Annotated in this window: 20 protein-coding genes; 2 read left to right on the forward strand and 18 right to left on the reverse strand. The window is 70.9% G+C overall.

Going from position 1 to position 21,109, the window contains the following annotated elements; all coding sequences use genetic code 11:
* Window positions 1-2: 2 nt before the first annotated feature.
* The 7 genes from ACFWX1_RS30280 to ACFWX1_RS30310 form a co-directional block, all read right to left on the reverse strand.
* On the reverse strand, window positions 3-1,286 hold the full coding sequence (locus ACFWX1_RS30280; RefSeq protein WP_378393088.1) for a diguanylate cyclase: 1,284 nt from the start codon (window positions 1,284-1,286) through the stop codon (window positions 3-5).
* Between the two features lie 112 nt (window positions 1,287-1,398).
* Window positions 1,399-2,145 carry an SRPBCC family protein gene (locus ACFWX1_RS30285; RefSeq protein WP_378393090.1) on the reverse strand — a complete coding sequence of 249 codons (747 nt, stop codon included), beginning with the start codon at window positions 2,143-2,145 and terminating at the stop codon, window positions 1,399-1,401.
* A gap of 80 nt (window positions 2,146-2,225) precedes the next feature.
* Window positions 2,226-3,077 carry an FAD binding domain-containing protein gene (locus ACFWX1_RS30290; RefSeq protein WP_378393092.1) on the reverse strand — a complete coding sequence of 284 codons (852 nt, stop codon included), beginning with the start codon at window positions 3,075-3,077 and terminating at the stop codon, window positions 2,226-2,228.
* Window positions 3,074-5,443, reverse strand: a complete 2,370-nt coding sequence (locus tag ACFWX1_RS30295; protein ID WP_378393139.1) for a xanthine dehydrogenase family protein molybdopterin-binding subunit — start codon at window positions 5,441-5,443, stop codon at window positions 3,074-3,076. The genes ACFWX1_RS30290 and ACFWX1_RS30295 overlap by 4 nt, the downstream gene beginning before the upstream one ends.
* The gene (locus ACFWX1_RS30300; RefSeq protein ID WP_378329108.1) at window positions 5,443-5,991 is read right to left on the reverse strand and encodes a (2Fe-2S)-binding protein; all 549 of its coding nucleotides are present in this window, start codon (window positions 5,989-5,991) and stop codon (window positions 5,443-5,445) included. Before ACFWX1_RS30300 ends, ACFWX1_RS30295 begins: the two co-directional genes overlap by 1 nt.
* Before the next feature lie 237 nt (window positions 5,992-6,228).
* A complete protein-coding gene (locus tag ACFWX1_RS30305; RefSeq protein WP_378393095.1) occupies window positions 6,229-7,341 on the reverse strand; it encodes an XdhC family protein in 1,113 nt (370 codons plus the stop codon).
* Window positions 7,334-8,458: a VWA domain-containing protein gene (locus ACFWX1_RS30310; RefSeq protein WP_378393097.1), complete on the reverse strand. Its 1,125-nt coding sequence runs from the start codon at window positions 8,456-8,458 to the stop codon at window positions 7,334-7,336. Before ACFWX1_RS30310 ends, ACFWX1_RS30305 begins: the two co-directional genes overlap by 8 nt.
* A 342-nt stretch (window positions 8,459-8,800) precedes the next feature.
* Between ACFWX1_RS30310 and ACFWX1_RS30315 the strand changes: the two genes are divergently transcribed.
* Complete coding sequence (locus ACFWX1_RS30315) at window positions 8,801-9,847, forward strand: nucleoside hydrolase (protein WP_378393099.1); 1,047 nt, start codon at window positions 8,801-8,803, stop codon at window positions 9,845-9,847.
* 11 nt (window positions 9,848-9,858) lie between these two features.
* On the opposite strand, the gene ACFWX1_RS30320 is transcribed toward ACFWX1_RS30315, so the two are convergent.
* The 10 genes from ACFWX1_RS30320 to ACFWX1_RS30365 all read right to left on the reverse strand — a co-directional run bounded on the left by ACFWX1_RS30320 (window position 9,859) and on the right by ACFWX1_RS30365 (window position 17,578).
* The gene (locus ACFWX1_RS30320) at window positions 9,859-10,776 is read right to left on the reverse strand and encodes an AAA family ATPase (protein ID WP_378393101.1); all 918 of its coding nucleotides are present in this window, start codon (window positions 10,774-10,776) and stop codon (window positions 9,859-9,861) included.
* Window positions 10,773-11,351: an NTP transferase domain-containing protein gene (locus ACFWX1_RS30325; RefSeq protein WP_378393103.1), complete on the reverse strand. Its 579-nt coding sequence runs from the start codon at window positions 11,349-11,351 to the stop codon at window positions 10,773-10,775. The genes ACFWX1_RS30320 and ACFWX1_RS30325 overlap by 4 nt, the downstream gene beginning before the upstream one ends.
* Entirely contained in the window at window positions 11,344-12,159 is an 816-nt protein-coding gene (locus ACFWX1_RS30330) for an IclR family transcriptional regulator C-terminal domain-containing protein (protein ID WP_378393105.1), read from the reverse strand. The genes ACFWX1_RS30325 and ACFWX1_RS30330 overlap by 8 nt, the downstream gene beginning before the upstream one ends.
* Window positions 12,160-12,169: 10 nt before the next feature.
* The gene (gene pcaC, locus ACFWX1_RS30335) at window positions 12,170-12,556 is read right to left on the reverse strand and encodes a 4-carboxymuconolactone decarboxylase (RefSeq protein WP_378393107.1); all 387 of its coding nucleotides are present in this window, start codon (window positions 12,554-12,556) and stop codon (window positions 12,170-12,172) included.
* Between the two features lie 64 nt (window positions 12,557-12,620).
* Complete coding sequence (pcaD, locus tag ACFWX1_RS30340; RefSeq protein WP_378393109.1) at window positions 12,621-13,400, reverse strand: 3-oxoadipate enol-lactonase; 780 nt, start codon at window positions 13,398-13,400, stop codon at window positions 12,621-12,623.
* A 46-nt stretch (window positions 13,401-13,446) separates the two neighbouring features.
* Window positions 13,447-14,001 (reverse strand): protocatechuate 3,4-dioxygenase subunit alpha, encoded by a 555-nt coding sequence (pcaG, locus tag ACFWX1_RS30345; protein WP_378393111.1) that lies wholly within the window; start codon window positions 13,999-14,001, stop codon window positions 13,447-13,449.
* Entirely contained in the window at window positions 14,001-14,735 is a 735-nt protein-coding gene (gene pcaH, locus ACFWX1_RS30350) for a protocatechuate 3,4-dioxygenase subunit beta (protein WP_378393113.1), read from the reverse strand. The genes pcaG and pcaH overlap by 1 nt, the downstream gene beginning before the upstream one ends.
* A gap of 29 nt (window positions 14,736-14,764) precedes the next feature.
* Complete coding sequence (locus tag ACFWX1_RS30355) at window positions 14,765-15,943, reverse strand: thiolase family protein (RefSeq protein ID WP_378393115.1); 1,179 nt, start codon at window positions 15,941-15,943, stop codon at window positions 14,765-14,767.
* A 76-nt stretch (window positions 15,944-16,019) separates the two neighbouring features.
* Complete coding sequence (locus tag ACFWX1_RS30360; RefSeq protein WP_378393117.1) at window positions 16,020-16,772, reverse strand: CoA-transferase subunit beta; 753 nt, start codon at window positions 16,770-16,772, stop codon at window positions 16,020-16,022.
* Window positions 16,769-17,578 (reverse strand): CoA transferase subunit A, encoded by an 810-nt coding sequence (locus tag ACFWX1_RS30365; RefSeq protein WP_378393141.1) that lies wholly within the window; start codon window positions 17,576-17,578, stop codon window positions 16,769-16,771. Before ACFWX1_RS30365 ends, ACFWX1_RS30360 begins: the two co-directional genes overlap by 4 nt.
* Window positions 17,579-17,873: 295 nt before the next feature.
* Here ACFWX1_RS30365 and ACFWX1_RS30370 point away from each other — a divergent pair, with 295 nt between their 5' ends.
* Entirely contained in the window at window positions 17,874-20,516 is a 2,643-nt protein-coding gene (locus ACFWX1_RS30370) for a CHAT domain-containing protein (protein ID WP_378393119.1), read from the forward strand.
* Here the strand turns inward: ACFWX1_RS30370 and ACFWX1_RS30375 are convergent.
* The gene (locus ACFWX1_RS30375; RefSeq protein ID WP_378393121.1) at window positions 20,468-21,007 is read right to left on the reverse strand and encodes a hypothetical protein; all 540 of its coding nucleotides are present in this window, start codon (window positions 21,005-21,007) and stop codon (window positions 20,468-20,470) included. The genes ACFWX1_RS30370 and ACFWX1_RS30375 overlap by 49 nt on opposite strands.
* Window positions 21,008-21,109 lie beyond the last annotated feature (102 nt).

Genomic DNA, 21,109 nt, shown 5'->3' on the forward strand with positions numbered 1-21,109 from the left:
GGTCAGAGGGCGACGCGGTTGCGGCCCGCGTCCTTGGCCCGGTAGAGCGCTTCGTCGGCGGCGCGGAGGACGCAGTCGAGCGTGTCCCCGGCCCCGGGATAGTGGGCGACGCCGATGGAAACGGACAGCTCGCCGATGCGGACCGTCCCGGCGCCGCTGGAGATCACCACGTTCAGCGTGCCGACGGTGGCGCGTATCCGTTCGGCGATGCCGAGCACGTCGACGCCGCCGACCGCGGGCAGCAGCACGACGAACTCCTCGCCGCCGAAACGGCCGACGGTGTCGCACGCCCGCACCGACCCCGTGATCGCGACGGCCACCTCGGCGAGGACGTCGTCCCCGGTGAGGTGGCCGTAGGTGTCGTTGATCCGCTTGAAGTGGTCCAGATCGATCATGAGGACCGCGAAGCCGCCCGTCCCCCGCCGCCGCGCCCTGGCGAACTCGCGGTTGGCGCGTTTGTGCCAGCCGGCGGTGTTCAGCAGGCCGGTCTTCTCGTCGGTGACCGCGGCGACCTGGAGTTGCTGTTTGAGCAGCAGATACCGGTGCAGCAACAGCAGCGGGGCGATCGCGCACACGATCAGCACGGGCTGCACGACGAGCGCGAGCGCGACGAGCCCGCCGAGGCACAGGGTCGCGAGTTCGAAGGCGTTGTCCTCGCGGGTGCCGATGAGGTCGGCCAGCGACGGCTTGCTGGTGTAGAGGTAGATGCCCGCCGCCACCAGCGCGATGTTGACGAGCTCGAACACCACGGCCGCGAGCACGAGCGCGCCGACGCCGCTCCAGGTTTCCAGCGGCGCGTTGTCGATTCCGGCCACCGTCAACGAGGCGGAGGCGGCGAAGCACGACAGCATCGCCCACGCCGTGCTGGCCGCGAAGCGATGCGCCGGACGGCTGCGCACATGCCGCCACACCCGCAGCCACAGATGCACGTACAGCACCACGGCCAGCAGCGCGACCCAGCCGGGCGGGAGCAGTACCGCGCCGGCGAGGTACCAGACGGAGGTCACGTTGATGTGCGTCTGGCCGCTCATCCACCGGCGCAGCCGCTCGATCCGGCGGGACATCTCCGCCTGCGCGATCCCGAGCGCCACCAGCGCCGCGAACCACACCGGCCGGACCGCGCCACCGAACCCCGTGGCCAGCGCGAACACCATCGCGCCGGCGGCCACGGTTTCGCAGGTCACCGCGTAGGCGATCCAGCGGGGCCTGGCGGCCGACCACATCGCCCACCGGCCTGGCCAGCCGGGCCACACGGACCGCGTTCCCTGGGAGACGGCTCCCTGCATCGCGACGCTCCCCCTGCGCAAGATAGGCCGGCGAGGTCGCCCAGCGTAGCCGGTCGGTGTCGGGAGCGTCGCCGGTACGGGTGAAGTGTCCGAATCGGCGGCGGGTGTAGGTCTACCGAGACGATGACTTTCGCCGCAGGCGCCGCACGATCGCGAACACCGCGACGAACGTCACCGCGGCCGCGAGCACCGGCGCGAGCCGCTTCAGCACCGACTGGCCCGCGTAGTCGAGCAGGTCGATCGCCTCGGTCTCGGCGGCGGGCGGGACGCTGTGCAACTTCGGCTTCTCGGCGGTGTCCGTGGCGACGGGGGCGGCTTTCGGCGCCTCCGCCTTGGCGCCGTCGGTCTTGGGGTCGCCGGCCGGATCGGGGACGGCCTTGATCTCGGGTTTCTCGGCCGTGGTCTCGGCGGGCGCGGCCGGGGCCAGCTTCCCCGCGAGACAGCCGGCGAAGGCGTCCAGGATCTTGCCGCCGACCTCGGCGATCATGCCGCGGCCGAACTGCGCGGGCTTCCCGGTGATGGCCAGGTCGGTGGCGACGGTGCCGTGCGTACCGCCCTCGGCCTCGGTGAGGGTGAGCGTGACCGTCGCGGCCGCCGTGCCCGCGCCGCGGGAGTCCTTGCCGGAGGCCTTGATGACCACCTTGCGCGCGGCCTCGTCCTTCTCCAGGAACTCGCCGGTCCCCTTGTACAGCAAGGAGATCGGGCCGAGCTTGACCTTCACCGTGCCGCTGAAGGTGTCCCCTTCGACCTTCGTGAGCTTCGCGCCGGGCATGCACGGGGCGACCCGCTCCGGGTCGACGACCGCCTGCCAGACCTCCCCGATCGGTGCCGGGACGGTGAACTCGTGGTCGAGCCGCACGAGCCGACCTCCTTCTGCGTGTTTCCGCTGTGATGAGCCGTCGAGGCCACCTTACGGGCAGGTGGCCCCGACGTGCGTCATCAGCCGACCGCGGCGGCCAGCGCCCGGCCGGTCAGGACGCGGGCGAGATGCCGCCGGAACTCCGCATCGGCGTTGCCGTCCGACGCCGGGTTCGTGCCTTCGGCCGCGTGCTCGGCGGCGGCCCGGATCGAGTCGGCGGTCGCCGGGGCGTCGACGAGCGCCGCTTCGACCGCGGTGGCCCGCACCGGGGTCGCGCCCATGTTGGTGAGCGCCACCCTGGCCTCGGCGATGCCGCCGCCCTCGACACGGACGGTGACCGCCACCGCGACCATCGACCAGGCCTGCGCGACCCGGTTGAACTTCTCGTAGTGCGCGTGCCAGCCGGTGTGCTTGGGCACGCGGATCTCGACGAGCAGTTCGTCCGGGGCCAGCGCGGTGGTGAACAGGTCCTGGAAGAACTCGCCCGCGGGCACCGTCCGCCGCCCGGCCGGCCCGGCGACAACGAGCTCGCAGCCCAGCGCGAGCACCGGGGCGAGCAGGTCCCCCGCCGGATCGGCGTGCGCGATCGCGCCGCCGAACGTGCCGCGGTGCCGGATCTGCGGATCGGCGACGGTGTCGGTCGCGGCCTTGACCAGCGCGGCGTGCTCCGCGATCAGATGATCACGCTGCACGTCGTAGTGCGTGGTCATGGCGCCGACCACGAGCGAGTCACCGTCCTCGCGGACTCCCCGGAGTTCGGCGATCTTCCCGAGATCGACCACTGTGGACGGTGCGGCGAGCCGCATCCGCAGCACCGGCAGCAGGCTCTGCCCGCCGGCCAGCACCTTGGCGTCCTCGCCCGCTTCGGACAGGGCGCGGATCGCTTCGTCCACAGTGGATGGAGCGACGTAGTCGAACGGGGCCGGGATCACTGGGCACCTCCCTGGATGGCACTCCACACCCGCATCGGGCTCATGGGCATTTCCACGTCGGTCACCCCGAGGTGCCGCACCGCGTCGACCACGGCGTTGACCACCGCCGGGGTCGAGGCGATCGTGCCGGCCTCGCCGACTCCCTTGGCGCCCAAGGGATTCGTCGTCGACGGCGTTTCGGTCCGCGCGGTGGTGAACGAGGGCAGGTCCGCCGCCGAGGGCAGCAGGTAGTCGGCGAACGTGCCGGTGGTGAGCGTGCCGCCCTCGTCGTGCACGGCCTCCTCGAACAGCGCCTGGGCGATGCCCTGCGCGAGTCCGCCGTGCACCTGGCCTTCGACGATCAGCGGGTTGACCGCGACCCCGACGTCGTCGACGCAGACGTACGAACGCAGCCGTACCTGTCCGGTCTCGGTGTCCACCTCGGCCGCGCACAGGTGGGTCCCGTGCGGGAACGAGAAGTTCTCCGGATCGAACGTCGCGTCCGCGTCGAGCGAGGGCTCCATGCCGTCGGGCAGGTTGTGCGCGGCGAACACGGCGAGCGCGATGTCCTGAATGGACGTCGAGGTGTCCGTGCCCTTCACGGTGAACTTGCCCGCGCCGAACTCGAGGTCGTCCTCGGCGCATTCGAGCAGGTGCGCCGCGACCGGGCGGGCCTTGGCGATCACCTTCTCGGCGGCCTTGACGATCGCGATCCCGCCGACGACCAGCGACCGGGAGCCGTAGGTGTCGAGGCCCTTGTGCGAGGACTGGGTGTCCCCGTGCACGACCTCGACGTCCTCGAATGCCACACCCAGCTGGTCGGCGACGATCTGGCTCCACGCCGTCTCGTGGCCCTGGCCGTGCGCGGACGCGCCGGTGATGACCTCGACCTTGCCGGTGGGCAGCATCCGGATGGCCGCGTGCTCCCAGCCGCCCGCCCCGTAGGACAGCGAGCCGAGCACCCGCGACGGCGCGAGCCCGCACATCTCGGTGAACGTCGAGATCCCGATGCCGAGTTGCACGGTTTCCCCTGCCGCACGGCGCTTTTCCTGCTCGGCGCGCAGGCCGTCGTAGTCGAACAGCTCCTTCGCCTTCGCCGTGGCGGCCTCGTAATCACCGGAATCGTAGGTCAGCCCGGCGACCGTGGTGTACGGGAACTCCTCGTGGGCGATCCAGTTCTTTTCCCTGATGGCGAGGGGATCCATGCGCAGTTCGGCGGCCAGTTCGTCCATCATCCGCTCGATGGCGAACGTCGCCTCCGGCCGCCCGGCGCCGCGGTAGGCGTCGGTCAGCGTCGTGTTCGTGTACACGTTCGTGCAGGCGAAGTGATAGGCCGGGATCTTGTAGATCGCGTTGAACATGAACGCGCCGAGGATCGGCACGCCGGGCCCGACGAGCCCGTTGTACGCGCCGAGATCGGCGAGCAGCTCGACCTTGAGCCCGGTGACCGTGCCGTCGGGCTTCGCGCTGATCGTGATGTCCTGGATCTGGTCACGGCCGTGGTGCGCGGCCAGCATCGTCTCGGACCGGGTTTCGTTCCACTTCACCGGTTTCCCGAGCTTGTTCGCGATCAGCAGGGACATCATCTCTTCGGGCAGCACACCGATCTTGCCGCCGAACCCGCCGCCGACGTCGGGGGCGATGACCCGCAGCTTGTGCTCGGGCAGGCCCAGCGTCTGCGCCGACATCGTCTTGAGGATGTGCGGGATCTGGGTCGCCGACCACATCGTGAGGTGCGGGCCGGTCGGATCGACCACGCACGCGCGGGGCTCCATGAACGCCGGCACGAGGCGTTGCTGGCGGAACCGGCGCTTCAGCACGACCTCCGAAGTGGACAGTGCCTCCTCGACGTTGCCGCCGGTGCCCGCTTCGGCCGAGTCGAAGACCCAGACAGCGTTGCGGTTGCTGCCGAGATCCTCGTGGACGAGCGGAGCACCCTCGGCGAGCGCGGCCTCCATGTCGAGCACGACCGGCAATTCGTCGTAGTCGACGTCGATCTTTTCGAGTGCGTCGCGTGCTTCGGCGGCGCTGCGCGCGACGACGACCGCGACGCCTTCACCGGCGAAATTCACTTGGCCATCGGCCAGGATCGGACGTCGCGGGGTGGCCATGTCCGGCGTGATCGGCCACGCGCAGGGCATGCCGATCGAGCCGTCCGGGTCCAGATCCTTCGCGGTGTACACGGCGATGACGCCCGAAGAGCCCTTCGCCTCGGACGTGTCGATGGAGACGATCTTCGCGTGGGCCAGCGGGCTGCGCAGGACGGCGAGATGCAGCATGCCGGGCAGCGTGATGTTGTCGGTCCAGCGGGTCCGGCCGGTGATGAGCCGCTCGTCTTCCTTACGACGCCGGGACTTTCCTACTTCCGGTTCGATAGTGGCGGTCATCATTCACCACCGACGCCGACGTGCGGGGCAGACTTTTCGCTCTGGGCGGCCTCGTCGGCGATCTGCTCGGCTTCCGGGCCGGCACCGGGCCGCATGTGGTGGGCGGCGTCGCGGACCGCGCGGACGATGTTCTGGTAGCCGGTGCAACGGCAGAGGTTGCCCTCGAGCCCTTCGCGGACGGCTTTCTCGTCGGGATCGGGATTGTCGGCGAGCAGGTCGATCGACTGCATGATCATGCCGGGCGTGCAGAACCCGCACTGCAGGGCGTGGTTGTCGTGGAACGCCTGCTGGACCGGATGCAGCTGCCCGTCACGGGCCAGTCCTTCGATGGTGGTGACCTCGCAGCCGTCCGCCTGGACCGCGAGCACCGAACAGGACTTCACGCTGTGCCCGTCGAGATGGACGGTGCAGGCGCCGCAGTTACTGGTGTCGCAGCCGACCACGGTCCCTACCTTGCCGAGCCGTTCACGCAGGTGATGCACGAGCAGGGTGCGTGGCTCGACGTCGTCGGTGTAGCTCGTGCCGTCGACATGGACGGTGATGCGCATCAGGCCTCCAAGAGAAAATGCCCGCCAGGGGGTGCGAGGGCTGGCGGGCCGGTTCGGGAACGGCCAAGTCCGGCCACACACGCGGGTGATCGGGCTCACACGTGAGCGTGCTACGCCATCTGCGTGCGGACAAGTCCCGAACTCTTCAGCGGGGAAGCCGCTTCCGCACATAAGCGAAAACCCGAGCCGCCGCACCGCATTCGCGGTTCGAGGCTCGGGTGATTTCGCTGAATGGGGTCAGCCGTGAATGCGGCCGGAGAGTTCGGCGAGCCGTCGCCCGCCGCCGCCCCAGCGGAGCGCGATGATCTCGGCGGCGATCGAGACCGCGGTCTCCTCCGGGGTGCGGGCGCCGAGGTCGAGCCCGATCGGCGAGGAGAGCCGCTCCAGCTCCGCCTCGGTGATCCCAGCCTCGCGCAAGCGCGCGAACCGGTCGTCGTGGGTCTTGCGTGATCCCATCGCACCGACGTAGCCGACGTCGAGCCGCAGCGCGACCTCCAGCAGCGGCACGTCGAACTTCGGGTCGTGGGTCAGCACCGCGATCGCTGTGCGCTGGTCGATCCGCCCCGCCTCGGCCTCCGCGGTCAGGTACCGGTGCGGCCAGTCGACGACGACTTCGTGGGCCTCGGGGAACCGGCTGCTGGTCGCGAACACCGGGCGCGCGTCGCACACCGTCACCTGGTAGCCGAGGTAGGCGCCCATCCTCGCCATCGCGGCGGCGAAGTCGATCGCGCCGAACACGAGCAACCGCGGCGGCGGCTCGAAGGAGTTGACGAACACCGTCATGCCCTCGCCGCGGCGCTGGCCGTCCGGCCCGTAGTGCAGGGTGCCGGTGCGCCCGCTGGCCAGCAGGCCGCGCGCGTCGTCGGCGACCGCGTCGTCCATCCTGGACGACCCGAGCGAGCCCTCCGTCCGGTCCGGCCACACCACCATGTGCTCGCCGACCAGCCCGGCCCGCTCGTGTTCGATGACGGTCACCACCGCGACCGGCTCACCGCCGCGCACCGACTCGACCACCTCGGTGAGTTCGGGCATGGACCGCTGATCCACGTGCTCGACGTAGATGTCGATGATCCCGCCGCAGGTGAGCCCCACCGCGAACGCGTCGTCGTCGGTGACGCCGTAGCGCTGCAACACGGGTTTGCGCTCGGCGACGACCTCCTGGGCCAGCTCGTACACCGCGCCCTCGACGCACCCGCCGGACACGCTGCCCGCCACGGTGCCGTCCGGCGCCACGACCATCGACGCGCCCGGCGCGCGCGGTGCCGAAGAGAACGTCGCCACGACGGTGCCGAGTCCCACCGTCTCCCCCGCCGACCAGCGGCGGTACACCTCGTCCAGTACGTCACGCATCGGCGATCTCCCCGAGCAGTCGTTCCAAGGTGGCCAGGCTGTGCCCGGCCAGCAGCCCGTCGATGTACGGGAGCGCGGCCACGATCCCGCTCTGGACCGGGGCGTAGCCCGCACGTCCCGCATGCGGATTCACCCAGAGTACGGCGTGAGCGAGACGGCGCAGCCGAGCCATCTGCTCCTTCAGCAACGCGAGATCGCCCCGTTCCCATCCATCGGAGAACACCGTGACCACCGCGCGCCTCGCGACGCCGCGCTGTCCCCAGCGGTCGAGGAACGCGCGCAACGTCTCGCCAAGCCTTGTGCCACCAGCGAAATCGGGAACGGAGGTGCCCGCGGCGAGCATCGCGCGTTCCGGATCCCGCTGCCGCAGCTGACGCGAAACCCGGGTCAGGCGGGTACCGAGGGTGAACGTCTCGACCGCCGCCGGCGCGTGCCGGGTGAGTACGTGGGCGAAGCGCAACAACGCGTCGGCGTACGGGCTCATCGACCCCGAGACGTCGATGAGCAGCACGACACGCCGGGTGCGGGTGCCCCGGCGGGTGCGCGGAAGTTTCACGGGTTCACCGCCGGTGGCGAGCATCGCACGCAGAGTGCGCGACGCGTCGAGCCTGCCGCGCCGCGACGGTGTTCTCCTGGCTGCGGGACGAGCGGGCAGCACCGGCCGCAGTGTGGCAAGGAGTTCGCGGAGATGTTCGCGTTCGGCCGTGGTCAGCTCGGCCAGGTCGCGATGACGCAGGATTTCCTGGGAACTGGCCGCGACCCGGAGCTCGTCGCGCCCCTCGCCGGATCCGCTGTCGCCGCCCGGATCCGTGGTCAGCGGGGCGATCGTGGTCCGGGGTGGCGTCTGGCTGCGGGAGCGTTCGCGGCCCGGAGCTTCGAGGTCGAACCAGCGCGTGAAGGCCTCTTCGTAACGGGGGAGGTCGTCAGGGTCCGAGCACAGCGTCAGGCGTCCGGCCCAGTACAATTGGGTCGGCTCGGCGATGTCGATCTCGCTGACGGCCGTCAGATACGCCTGCACCCTCCGGGCGTCGCAGGCCACGCCCGCCTCGCGCAGTGCGGCGGCGAAGCCGGCCAACCCGGGTACCGGATCGGAGACGGCCGCCGTGGCAGGGTGCATCCGTCCATTGTGCCTCGCGATCCACGAGGCGCACAGAACGAAGGTGAGGGGCGGTCTGCGCACACCGCTCCTCCCCAGGACGGAGTGCGCAGACCGCGCTCTTCGCAGCGTCCTGCCCCGGTAGCGCAAGGCGGGCGCGAAGAGTTCGGAAAAGGGTCTGCAGAACCGAAATCAGCATTCGGCGGAGGAAACCGTCTTCCGTTCGGTGGCTCGGCCGATCTGCATGGTTTCCTCCTTTCGGTTTCTCGCGGTGCTTTCCGCGGTGCCCGACAAGAATGGCTGGTGCCCGGCGGGCTCGTCAAAGCAATTACCGCGCGGCCGTTCTCTCGCTACGGTGACCTCATGATCCTTCCTCGACTCGCGCGAGTGGTGCTCACCGCCGCGCTCGTAGGCACGCTGAGCAGCGCTGTCCCTGCCACCGCCGCGGAATCCGGCGCGCACGGCGCCGTCCCGGTCGTCTTCGACGGCGACATGGACTTCGACGACGCCGCGACGCTGGCTTACCTTTGCCAGGCGGAGAAACAGCACCGGATCGACCTGCGCGCGGTCACCGTGACGAACAACGGTTCGGGGACACCGGGCCGGGCGCTGACCCACGTCCGGACCGAGCTCGAACGCTGCGGGCTGAGCGGGATCCCGGTCGCGGACGGCTCCCCCACCGGCGTCAATCCGCAACCCGCGGAAGGCCGCGCGTGGACCGAGCGGGTGCTGACCGGGGCGCTCGGCGACGGTGGCCGCCCCGACCGGCCGTCGGTGCTCCCGGCCTGGCAACTGCTGGCCGGATCCGTGCTCACCGCACCGCGCCCGGTCGTCGTGCTGGCCACCGGCCCGCTCACCAACGTCGCGAAGGCGCTCGACGTGCCCGGCGTCGCCGCGCGGATCTCCCGGCTTTCGGTGATGGGCGGCGCGTTCGGCGTGCCCGGCAACATCTACGGCCCCGACGCCGCGAAGTTCGACGGCAGCCAGGAGGTCAACATGTGGCTGGATCCCGCGTCCGCCGCGCGGGTGTTCGCGAAGCTGCCCGGCCGGGTGGACATCGCGCCGCTGGACGCCACGAACGACGTCCCCGTCACACAGTCCTTTGTGGACAAACTCGGGACCGGCCGGACGCCTGAAGCGCGCCTCGTGCACGCCATCCTCACCCAGCCGGACGCCGCGTCGGGCATCGCCGCGGGCGGGCTCTACTGGTGGGACACGCTCGCCGCGTCCGTCGTGTTCGACCGGGTCAACCCGGTGAGCCAGCGCAAGGAACGGGTCGCCGTCCGGCAGGACGGCGCGGCGGCGGGACGCACGGTGATCACCCCGGACGGGACGCCGCAGCGCGTCGGCCACCACGCCGATCGCGCCCAGTACGAAGCGGGCTACTTCGCGATGCTCACGGGCGGCTGAACGGACGGGGCTCAGGCGAACAGCGCGTCGAGTTTCGCGCGGACGCGGTCGAGGTCCTCGCTGTACTTGAGGACGGCGCCGAGCGTGCGGGCCGCCGAGGCCGCGTCCAGTTCGTCCCTGTCCAGCGCCAGCAGCGCCCGCGCCCAGTCGAGCGATTCCGCGACGCCGGGCGGTTTGAGCAGTTCCATACCGCGCAGCCGGTGGGCCGCCTCGGCGACCTGTTTGGCGAGTCCCTCGGTGATATCCGGGAGCCTGCGGCGCAGAATGCTCACCTCGCGGACGAGATCGGGATGTTCGAGCCAGTGGTAGAGGCAGCGGCGTTTGAGCGCGTCGTGGACCTCGCGGGTGCGGTTCGAGGTCAGCACCACCAGCGGCGGCTGCTCGGCGCGGACCTCGCCGTACTCGGGAATCGTGACGGCGTACTCGTCGAGCAGTTGCAGCAGGAAGGCCTCGAACTCGTCATCGGCGCGGTCGATCTCGTCGACCAGCAGCACACAGGGGGCGCTGAGCGCCTGAAGCAGCGGACGCGCCAGCAGGAACCGGTCCGTGTAAAGCGATCGCTCGGCCTCGTCGACGTCGAGCTTGCCGTCGCCCGCCGCCTCCAGCGCGCGCAGGTGCAGGAGCTGACGCGGGAAGTCCCATTCGTACAGTGCCTGCGCCGCGTCGATGCCCTCGTGGCACTGGAGCCGGACCAGCGGCCTGCCGAGCGCGGTGGCCATGGCCAGCGCGAGCGAGGTCTTGCCGGTGCCGGGTTCGCCTTCGCAGAACAGCGGACGGCGCATGCGCAGGGCCAGGAATCCGGCCGTGGCGATGCCGTCGTCGGCGAGGTAGCCCGTCGCGTCCAGCGCGGCGGTCAGGTCTTCCGGCGAAGCGAACGGCTCGGTCACGTCCCCGATCGTAAGGCGCTTACCCGGTGGTGTGCCGGTCATCCGCCGGGAAGATCGTCGCGACGGTCGACGTCGCGGCCGCTGCCGAGGTCCCCGCATTCCACCAGGCGCAGATCGGTTCGCCCGGCGAGCCAGTCCCGCGCGCCGCGATCACCGCGCGCGCTCTCGGCGATCTCGGCCCACCAGCGCCTGCCGAGCAGGACCGGGTGGCCGGGGACACCGTCGTAGGCGGCGCGGGCGACGACGCCGGAACCGCTTTTGGCGGCCACTCTGGACACCGCCTCGGCGCCGACCCAGGGCAAGTCGACGAGGTGGACGAGCGCGGCGTCGGTGTTTTCGGGCAGGTCGGACAGGACCTCGAGCCCGGCACGCAGCGACTCCCCCATCCCCTGCTCCCAGCCGTCGGCGAGCACGGCGACGGCCGGGTCCGGCAGCAAATCGCGCACCTGCTCGGCGGCGGCGCCGAGCACCACCCGGATCGGGCCGCAGCCCGCCGTTTCCAGGGTGCGGAGGGCACGCAGGACGAAGGGTTCGCCGTCGAACTCGGCAAGTGCCTTCGGACCGCCGAAACGGCGGCCGGCCCCGGCCGCCAGCAGGAGCCCGGCGACGCTAGACACCGCGGGTCGCCCTGGCGGCGGGGGCCGCGATCGCCAGATCCGCCTCGATCGCGCGGGCGGCGTCGAGCAGCGGCGGCACGAATTCGGTGCGGGCCTGCTCCGCGCTGGTGCGGCTGGCGTGCGTGGACAGGTTCACCGCGGCGACCACCGCGCCCCGGCGGTCGTGGATGGGCGCGGCCACCGAGCGCAGCCCCTCCTCCAGTTCCTGGTCGACCATCGCCCAGCCCTGCGCGCGTACGCGGGTCAGCTCGGCGCGGAGCAGGTCGGGTGACGTCACCGTCCGTTCGGTGAGCTTGTCGAAGCGCACGACCGCGAAGTACGCCTCCAGCTCGGCCTCGCTCATCCCGGCCAGCAGCACGTGCCCCATCGAGGTGGCGTGGGCGGGGAACCGGGTGCCGACGTTGATGCTGACGGTCATGATCCGCGACACCGCGACCCTGGCCACGTACACGATGTCGGTGCCTTCGAGTACCGACACCGAGCTCGACTCGTGCACCCGCGCGGAAAGCCGTTCCAGATGCGGGTGCGCGACCTCCGGCAGGGACATGCTGGACAGGTAGGCGTAGCCGAGTTCGAGCACCCGCGCGGTGAGCGAGAAGTACTTGCCGTCGGTCCGCACGTAGCCGAGGTCCACGAGGGTGAGCAGGAACCGGCGCGCGGCCGCGCGGGTCAGGCCCGTCGACCGCGCCACGTCGCTCAGCGTCAGTTCCACCGCGTCGGCGTGGAACGCCTTGATCACGGCGAGCCCACGCTCCAGCGACTGCACGTGGTGGGCGCCGCGGCCGGCGTCCGTCTCCCCTTGATCCATGTCCGTGACCCTATCCGGCGGCGGGGTCCCCGAGTTCGGCGAGGACACGCTGGGCGATGGCGAACGCGGCGTTCGCGGCGGGCGCGCCCGCGTAGACCGCGGTGTGCAGGAGGACCTCGCCGATCTCGGCCGCCGTGAGCCCGTTGCGGACCGCCGCGCGGACGTGCATGGCCAGCTCGTCGTGGCAGTGCAGCGCGGTGAGCGCGGCCAGCGTGACGCAGCTGCGGGTACGCCGGTCCAGCCCGTCGCGGGACCACACCGAGCCCCAGGCGCCCTCGGTGATGTAGTCCTGGAACGGCCGGGTGAACTCGGTGGTGTTCGCGACCGCGCGATCGACGTGCTCGTCGCCGAGCACCTCGCGCCGCACCTTCATGCCGGTCTCGTGGCGTTCGCTCACAGTTCAGCCCTCCACAAGTTTTTCAGACGCTCGAGTTCAGATGCTCGAGTTCAAAGGCTCAAGTTCAAAGGCTCGAGTTCAGGTGCTCGAGCATGATCCGGGTGAATTCGGCAGGCTGCTCGTAGTTGCCCAGATGAGCCGCGTCCTCGACGATCTCGAGCCGGGCACCCGGGATGGCGTCCGCGATCAGCCTGCCGTGCTCGGGCGGGGTCGCCGGGTCCGCGGCGCCGGCGATGACGACCGTGGGCGCGGTGATCTTCGGCAACGCGTCCAGCTGATCCATCCGTTCGATGATCCCGCAGCACGCGGCGTATCCCTCGGCGGAGGTCCCGGCGATCATCGCCCGCAGGAACTTGGCTTCGGCGGGGTTACGCCGTGCGTACTCCGGCGTCACCCAGCGGCCGACGCCCCCTTCCGCGACCGCACCGGTCCCCTGTGCGCGGACCAGCTCGGCCCGCTCGGCCCACATGCTCGGTGGCCCGAGCTTCGCCGAGGTGCAGCACAGGATCAGGCTCGCGATCCGCTCCGGGGCGTGCACCCCGGCCCACATGCCCGTCATCCCGCCCAGCGAAAGACCGGCCAGGTGCGCACGCTCCACGCCCTGCTCGTCGAGGAGCGCGACCAGGTCCGCGACGAGATCGTCCAATGTGTACGGACCGGACGGCGCAGGCGAGGCGCCGTGCCCCCGGGTGTCGTACCGGATCACCCGGAAACCCTGACGCACCAAGGGTTCCACCTGCGGCGCCCACATGCGGTGGTCGCTCCCGAGGGAACCGCTGAGCACGACGGCGGGGCCGTGCGCGGGCCCCTCCGCCACGCTGTGCACGCGAACCGGGCTGGTCACTCGTGCCCCTTTCGATCGGGCTGGTGCGCTGTCACTGGTTTACGGGTCACAGAGCGAAGAAGACCGTCTCGCCGTCGCCCTGCAGGCGTACGTCGAATCGGTAGCCGTCCTTGGTCTTCGCCGCGATCAGGGTGTGCCGCCGATCCTCGGGGACCGAGGCGAGCACCGGATCGCCGGAGTTGTCCTGATCCTCGAAGTAGACCCGCGTGACCACCCGGTGCAGCAGTCCCCTGGCGAACACCGAGACGTCGACATGCGGCGCCTGCGGCGCCCCGGTCTCCCCGGGCACGACCCCGGGAAGCACGGTGAAGATCCCGTAATCGCCCGCCGTGCCGGTCGGGCACCGGCCGAAGCCCCGGAAGCCTTGGGCTCCCGCCCCGCGGGGATCGTCGGGATGATCGAACCGGCCTTCGGGGTCGGCCTGCCAGGTCTCGATCATCGCGTCCGGGATCGGCTCGCCCGCGCCGTCGAAGACAGTGCCGCGGATCCACACCCCGCCGGGTGTCCCTTCCGGCACCACGTACGGCCCGTCCGGCCAGGGCAGCCCGATGGACAGATAGGGGCCGACGGTCTGCGAGGGCGTCGACAGCGATTCGGCCATCAGTCCTCGTCCTCCTCGTCCTCGAACACCGAGGCCTCCCGGCCGCGCAGCACGATGTCGAACTGGAACGCCAGCGCCCAGTGGTCCTCGGTGCGGTCGAGGTCGAACCGGGCGATCATCCGCTGCCGCGCCTTCTCGTCCGGGATGGAGTTGAAGATCGGGTCCTGCGCGAACAACGGATCGTCCGGGAAGTACATCTGGGTGACCAGCCGTTGCGTGAACGCGCTGCCGAACACCGAGAAGTGGATGTGCGACGGCCGCCAGGCGTTGTCGTGGTTCTTCCAGGGATACGCGCCGGGCTTGATCGTGGTGAAGGTGTAGCGGCCCTCGTCGTCGGTCAGCGTCCGGCCCGCCCCGTCGAAGTTCGGGTCGAGCGGGCACGGCCAGCGATCGCCGGTGTGCCGGTACCGGCCCCCGGCGTTGGCCTGCCAGATCTCGACCAGCGAGTTCCGCACCGGGCGGCCGTCCCCGTCGAGCAGCCTGCCGGTGACGATGATCCGCTGCCCCTGCGGCTCATCGGCGTGCTGGCGGGTCAGGTCGTTGTCGAACTCGCCGATCCGGCCGGGGCCGAGCAGCGGCCCGGTGACCTCGGTGAGCTGCTGGGGCAGCACGACGAGAGGCTGTTTCGGATGCCGCAGGGCCGTCGAGCGATAGCCGGGGGAATCCAAGGGTGCGTGGGTGCCCTCCGGGTCCTGCCGGTACCGCGGCAGCCGGAGTCCGGACGGTGCGGCCACTGCCTGCTCTCCTCTCACGGACATGCGGTTCACTGGCCTTCGATGACGACGGCGAGCCCCTGGCCGACGCCGATGCAGATCGCGGCGAGGCCCCAGCCTCCGCCCCTGCGATGCAGTTCGTGCGCGAGCGTGCCGAGGATCCGCCCGCCCGAGGCGCCGAGCGGGTGGCCGATGGCGATCGCGCCGCCGTGGATGTTCACGATCTCCGGGTCGAGCTTCGGCCAGTCCCGGAGACAGGCCAGCGACTGCGCGGCGAAGGCCTCGTTCAGCTCGACCGCGGCCAGATCCGCCCAGCCGATCCCGGCGCGCTCCAACGCGATCTCGGCCGCGCGGACCGGGCCGATGCCGAACACGTCCGGATCGACCCCCGCGGCGCCGCGACCGGCGATGCGGGCCAGCGGCGCCGTGCCGAGGCGCCCTGCCGCGGCTTCGTCACCGAGCAGGAGCGCCGAGGCGCCGTCGTTGAGCGGGGACGCGTTGCCCGCCGTGACCGTCCCTTGTGGACGGAAGACGGTCTTGAGCTTCGCCAGCTTCTCGGTGCTGGAATCGGCGCGGATGCCCTCGTCCCTGGTCAGCTCGACACCCTCGACGGGGACGACGTGGTTGTCGTAGAACCCCTCGTCCCAGGCGCGGGCGGCGTTGCGGTGACTGCGGACGGCGAACTCGTCCTGCTCCTCCCGGCCGATGCCGTACCGCTCGGCGAGGCGTTCGGTGGACTCGCCGAGGGAGATGGTCCACTGCTCGGGCATCTTCGGGTTGACCATCCGCCAGCCCAGCGCCGTCGAGTACAGCGTCTGGTTGCTGTTCGGGAAGGCCTTCTCCGGCTTCGGCATCACCAGCGGTGAGCGGCTCATCGACTCGACACCGCCCGCGACGGCCAGTGAGGCGTCACCGACCTGGATCGCCCTGCTCGCCTGGCCGACCGCTTCCAGCCCCGAGCCGCACAGCCGGTTCACCGTGCTGCCCGGCACCGAGGTCGGCCAGCCCGCCAGCAGCGCCGCCATCCGCGCGACGTTGCGGTTGTCCTCGCCCGCGCCGTTGGCGTCGCCGAGCGTCACCTCGTCCACAGTGGACGGATCGAGACCGGTGCGCTCGGCGAGCGCGCGCAGCACGCCGGCGGCCAGGTCGTCCGGCCGCACGCCGGACAACGCGCCGCCGTAGCGGCCGAACGGAGTCCGCACCGCGTCCAGGATGAATACGTCGTTCATGCGATCGCCTCGCTTCGCGAGACAGTGTTTAATCCTTTTTGGCGCATGATGTCCTCGATTCGCTCGCAAGCTTCGCTCATGCGCTCGCCTTCCGGAGGTCGCGGAGCACGGTCAGCTCCTGATCGGTGGGGGCGGGCGTGACGGCGAGATCGTCCGCCACCTTGAGTGCCCAGCCGGTGGCCGCCACCGCCTGCTCGAGCTCCACCCCGGGATGCAGCTCGGTCAGGGTCAGCTCGGCGGTCTCCGGATCGGGCCGCAGCAGGCCGAGATCGGTCACCACCAGCGTCGGCCCCGCGCCGGGCAGGCCGAGGCGCTCGCGATCGCCCTTGCCGGTGCCGTGCCCGAACGAGGTGACGAAGTCGACCTTGTCGACGAACGCACGGGTGTTCTGCCGCAGCACGACGAACACCTCCTTGCAGGACGCGGCGATCTCCGGCGCGCCACCGGCCCCGGGCAGCCGCACCTTCGGATCACGGTAGTCGGAACCAATCACCGTGGTGTTGATGTTGCCGAACCTGTCCAGCTGCGCCGCGCCGAGGAAGCCGACGTCGATACGGCCGGGCTGCAGCCAGTAGTTGAACACCTCCGGCACGCTCACCACGGCGTCGGCGGTGTCGGCCAGCTCGCCGTCGCCGATCGACAGCGGGAGCCGGGACGGTTTCGCGCCGAGACAGCCCGATTCGTAGATCAGCGTCAGGTTCGGCGCGTGCGTACGGCGAGCCAGGTTCGCCGCCGTGCTCGGCAGCCCGATCCCGACGAAACAGGACATCCCGTCACTGAGTGCCCGCGCCGCCGCGACGCTCATCATCTCGTCGGCCGTGTAGGTCATGCCGCCACCCCTGTCAGTTCCCGGAGCCAGCCGGTGAAGGCGTCCCTGTCCCGGCCGATCGCGTCCCATGCCTGATAGGCGTCGTTGTCCCGTTCGTAGTATCCGGCCGCGTAGGACGGGCGCGCGCCGCCCGGCGCCTCGGCCACCGCCGTGACCGCCCAGGACGGCAGCACCAGCGCGCCCGGCCGGGGCTCCAGCGCGTCGACGACCTCCTCGACCGTGACGATCGAGCGTTTCGCCGCCAGCACGGCCTCCTTCTGCACGCCGGTGATACCCCACAGCTGGACGTTGCCCGCGCGGTCCGCGCGCTGGGCGTGCACGATCGAGACGTCGGGGTTCAGCGCCGGGACCGCGGTGAGCTTTTCTCCGGTGAAGGGACAGGTGATCGGCTTGATCGTCTCGGTCTGCGCCGCGAGATCGGTGCCGGTGTACCCGCGCAGCACCGCGAACGGCAGCCCCGACGCCCCGGCGACGTACCGGTTGGCCATGCCGGCGTGGCTGTGTTCCTCGATCTCGAGCGGGACCGGCCACGCGTGCTGGACGGCGTCCCGGAAGCGGTGCAGCGATCCGACGCCGGGATTGCCGCCCCACGAGAAGATCAGCTTGCGCGCGCAGCCCGCGCCGATCAGCTGGTCGTACACGATGTCCGGGGTCATCCGGACCAGCGTGAGATCGCGCCGGTGCTGCCGGATGATCTCGTGCCCCGCCGCGACCGGGATGAGGTGCGTGAACCCCTCGAGCGCGACGGTGTCCCCGTCGTGCACGAGGCGCCGCACGGCCTCACTCAGCGACAGCAGCTCTGCCATCACGTACTCCTTGTCCGGGTTGATGGGCCGGGTGTCGATGTCCAGATAGTTCGTATAGCGCACATCCGTTCTGCATCTGAACATACCACGGCCGCCCGCCACCGGCGAGCCTCCTTCCGGTGAATGGACGGAAACCTTGCCCCGCTTGGTATCGAAGGGACGCCTTCAGCGCATCGCACGGCCGTGACGTCGGCCTTCCCGGCGGTCGTTACACCGGTTCACTCGTCCGGCGCACCCGGGTGTACTGAATTCGGCCGACGCGGAACCGGGACGAACCCGGCTACGCTGCGCCGCCATGGACAGCCATCTGCGGCCGGAGCTGGCACGGATGGTCCAGGCGGCGATGTCCCAGCCGGACCGGCACGTCCCGTTCTTCGCCGACAGCCGCGAGGACGTGCTGTCGCCGGAAACCCTCGGCACCGTCGTGCATTTCCTCGACGTCGCGCGGAATCACCTGAGCCCCGAACAGGTTCCCCCGGCCGAGGTCGACCTCGAAACGGTCTACCTGGCCGCCTGTTACTTCTGGGCGCGCTGCCGGTTCCTGCCCGAGGAGGACGCGGCCCGGGAACACCAGGTGTCGCTCGCGCTGCTCGCCATCGTGCACGCGATCCGGCCGGAGGCCGTGCCCCAGCCCCGTCGCGCCCAGTTCGCCCGGCATCCGCCGGGATTGCCTCCGGTGGCGGGGATCCTGCACGGAACCGCGATGATCTTCGCGGCCGCCAGCAAGGAAAACGCGCACGAGAGCGGACTCTGGACGGCCGTGGCGCTGACCGGGTACGCGCGGGCCTCGGTCACCGGCGCGCAGGACCCCGTGATGGTCTTCGACCACGGCGCCCTGTTCGCCGATCTCTTCGCGTTCACCGGGGATCCCGACCACTTCCGCGCGGGGATCGCGCTCATGCGGAAGGCCATCGCCGCCTTTCCCAGCGGAGAAGCTCCCGAAGCGATGCTCACCGTTCTCGCGCGCACGCAAGAGAAAACGCCCTCGTCACCAGAGCCCGACCTCGGCGTCGCGACCGCGACGGCCCGGCATTCCCTCGCCGGGGCGGATCCGGCGTCGCCGGTGTACGGACAACTGCTGGCCGAACTGGGCGAACTCCTCCACAAGCGCTTCGAGGCCTCCGGCGAGATCGGTGACCTCGCCGAAAGCATCCGTTGTCTCGAAACCGCCGTCGCGACCACCCCGGCAGCTCGGCACGACCAGCCCGTCACGCGCATCAAGCTCGCCATGGCGCTGGCGGAACGCGGAAGACACGCCAGGCAGCAGAGCGACATCGACCGCGCGCGGGCGCTCCTGCGCGAACTGACCACCGATCCGTCCGCCGCGGAAGCACACCGGCAGCTGGCGGGCCTCGAGCTGGCGCGTCTCCCGGACCGGCCATGGAATCCCCGCGCCGATCTGGTCGCCGCCACGGCGGAGTTCGAGAAAACCGCGCTCACCCCCGCGCACGACATCCCGGCCCGCCTGCGCGCCGCGTACTCCTGGGGCTTGCACAGCGGCCGGCTCGGTCAGCTCGACCAGGCGAACCAGGCGTTCGGGCTCGCGCTCGACGAACTGCTGCCGAAGCTGGCAGGCCACACGCAGGGCAGAACGCGCGAAATCCCCTCGCCTGCCTGTGACGCGGCCGCCGTCGCCCTCGAACGGGGCAACCCGGCCGAAGCGCTCGTACGGCTCGAACACGGCCGCGCGGTCGTGCTCGCCGAAGCCGTCCGGTTGCGGCCGCACGCCGACCTCGTCGCGCGTCATCCCGAACTCGCGAGGCGGTTCGAACAGGCCTGCGCGACACTGAACCGCGAAACGGTGTCCGTGCGCGTACGCAGGCGCGCCGCCGCGGACTTCCGCGAGACGGTCGCCGAGATCCGGTCCCTCCCGGGGTTCGACCGGTTCCTCCAGCGCCGCGACTTCTGGTCCCTGCGCAAGGCCGCCGCGCACGGCCCGGTCGCTGTCGTCAACGTCGCCGAACTGGGTTGCGCGGCGCTGCTGTTGTCCCCCGGCGCGGACGCCCCCGAAGTGATGCCCCTGCCGGGGATCACGCGGACAGAGGTCTTCCACCGCACCGAAGCGTTCCTCGCCGCCGTCGCCGCACTGTCCGCAATGGACAGTGCGAGAGCGGGACACGACCGGACCGTCATGACGACGCTGGAATGGCTGTGGGACCACATCGCGGGCCCGGTGCTGAAAGCACTGGACCTCGACGAACACAGCATCGACGAGCAGGGTCCCCGGCTCTGGTGGTGCCCGACGGGGCCATTGTCCCTCCTTCCCCTCCACGCCGCGCGCTGCGGGGCCGACGACAGCTATACCTGCGACAGAGTCGTCTCCTCCTACACCACGACGCTCGGCGCCCTCCTAGACGCGCGTACCCGGCGAAGAACGACGACGTCACGCCTCGGCGTCGCCTACGCGGCTTCGCACGCGTCACTGCCTGCCATCCGCGAAGAGCTGGAAGCGTTGTCCCGGCCTGAGTCACTGCTCGTGGGCGCGGAAGCCACCCCCGATGCCGTCCTCACGGCGTTGCGTTCCCACCGCTGGGCACACCTTGCCTGCCCCGCCGAACACGCCCCGGCCGATCCGTCGCGGAGCGGGTTCGCGCTCCACGACGGATTCCTCGCCCTGCGCGAACTCGCCGCCGAACCCCCGCGTGACGCCGAATTCGCGTTCCTGTCCGCCTGTCACACCGCGGCCTGGTCCCCTGCCCCTGGCGACGAAGTCGTCCCGCTCGCCGGCGCGGTCCAGCTCTGCGGCTACCGGCACGTCATCGGCGGCCTGTGGACGGCCGCGGCGGTCCGGCCCCTGATCGCCGGCGAGGTGTACCGCGACATGACCACCGCGGACGACGCCGCGCTCGCCCTGCATCGGGCGACGCGACGCCTGCGGTCCGAACCTCGTTACTCGGCACCGCCTTTCTGGGCCTCATTCGTCCACTTCGGCCCCTGAGCGGGCGGGAACCATTCGACGGCCTCGAAGTCCCCGCTCTCGACCCGCTCGAACGGCGCGCTCGACAGGCACTTCGGCACCGACTTGCCGTCCTCGATCACCCAGCTGTAGCCGAGGCGATCGTGCTTTCCGTTGTCGTACACTGTGATCCCGCGCCGCAGCCCCTTCAGCTCCGGCAGATTCGTGTCGGTGACGACTCCGGTCAGCACCGCGACCGGGCCGCCGACCACCAGGCAGTCGACCTTGCCTGCGAACCAGCCGGAGGCCGCCCCCGACCGGTGACTCACCCGGAACGTCCCGCGCGCGTCCGGGCCGAGGCCGTGCGCGTCGATGGCGAACCGGACGTCGTCGCCGTCCGCTCGCGCGAGCTTCACGCTGCCCACCAGGCTCGGTTCGGCGGGCTTGCCCCCGGCGCTCGCGGCGGCCCCGCCCGCCATGGTGGCCACGGCCGCCAGCGCCACCGCCGCGAGTGCCCGTTTCGTTCCCCTCATCGCGTTCCCCTTCGCTCCCGGTTCCGGCGGTCCGCCCGCCGTGTCCCCACGATCCCGGGCAGCCGGGGCCGGGCGGCTCAACCGCGAAGGGGAACCGGCTCA

The organism is Amycolatopsis sp. NPDC059021 (assembly GCF_042739895.1).
Classification (GTDB): domain Bacteria; phylum Actinomycetota; class Actinomycetes; order Mycobacteriales; family Pseudonocardiaceae; genus Amycolatopsis.

What these genes read in the sequence shown, in the direction of transcription:
- ACFWX1_RS30355 (WP_378393115.1), bottom strand. Translation starts at nt 15,943, where the DNA reads ATGAACGACGTATTCATCCTGGACGCGGTGCGGACTCCGTTCGGCCGC.
- ACFWX1_RS30315 (WP_378393099.1), top strand. Translation starts at nt 8,801, where the DNA reads ATGATCCTTCCTCGACTCGCGCGAGTGGTGCTCACCGCCGCGCTCGTA.
- ACFWX1_RS30295 (WP_378393139.1), bottom strand. Translation starts at nt 5,443, where the DNA reads ATGACCGCCACTATCGAACCGGAAGTAGGAAAGTCCCGGCGTCGTAAG.
- ACFWX1_RS30310 (WP_378393097.1), bottom strand. Translation starts at nt 8,458, where the DNA reads ATGCACCCTGCCACGGCGGCCGTCTCCGATCCGGTACCCGGGTTGGCC.
- ACFWX1_RS30330 (WP_378393105.1), bottom strand. Translation starts at nt 12,159, where the DNA reads ATGGATCAAGGGGAGACGGACGCCGGCCGCGGCGCCCACCACGTGCAG.
- ACFWX1_RS30300 (WP_378329108.1), bottom strand. Translation starts at nt 5,991, where the DNA reads ATGCGCATCACCGTCCATGTCGACGGCACGAGCTACACCGACGACGTC.
- ACFWX1_RS30375 (WP_378393121.1), bottom strand. Translation starts at nt 21,007, where the DNA reads ATGAGGGGAACGAAACGGGCACTCGCGGCGGTGGCGCTGGCGGCCGTG.
- ACFWX1_RS30365 (WP_378393141.1), bottom strand. Translation starts at nt 17,578, where the DNA reads ATGGCAGAGCTGCTGTCGCTGAGTGAGGCCGTGCGGCGCCTCGTGCAC.
- ACFWX1_RS30370 (WP_378393119.1), top strand. Translation starts at nt 17,874, where the DNA reads ATGGACAGCCATCTGCGGCCGGAGCTGGCACGGATGGTCCAGGCGGCG.
- ACFWX1_RS30280 (WP_378393088.1), bottom strand. Translation starts at nt 1,286, where the DNA reads ATGCAGGGAGCCGTCTCCCAGGGAACGCGGTCCGTGTGGCCCGGCTGG.
- ACFWX1_RS30305 (WP_378393095.1), bottom strand. Translation starts at nt 7,341, where the DNA reads ATGCGTGACGTACTGGACGAGGTGTACCGCCGCTGGTCGGCGGGGGAG.
- ACFWX1_RS30320 (WP_378393101.1), bottom strand. Translation starts at nt 10,776, where the DNA reads ATGACCGGCACACCACCGGGTAAGCGCCTTACGATCGGGGACGTGACC.
- pcaG (WP_378393111.1), bottom strand. Translation starts at nt 14,001, where the DNA reads ATGGCCGAATCGCTGTCGACGCCCTCGCAGACCGTCGGCCCCTATCTG.
- ACFWX1_RS30360 (WP_378393117.1), bottom strand. Translation starts at nt 16,772, where the DNA reads ATGACCTACACGGCCGACGAGATGATGAGCGTCGCGGCGGCGCGGGCA.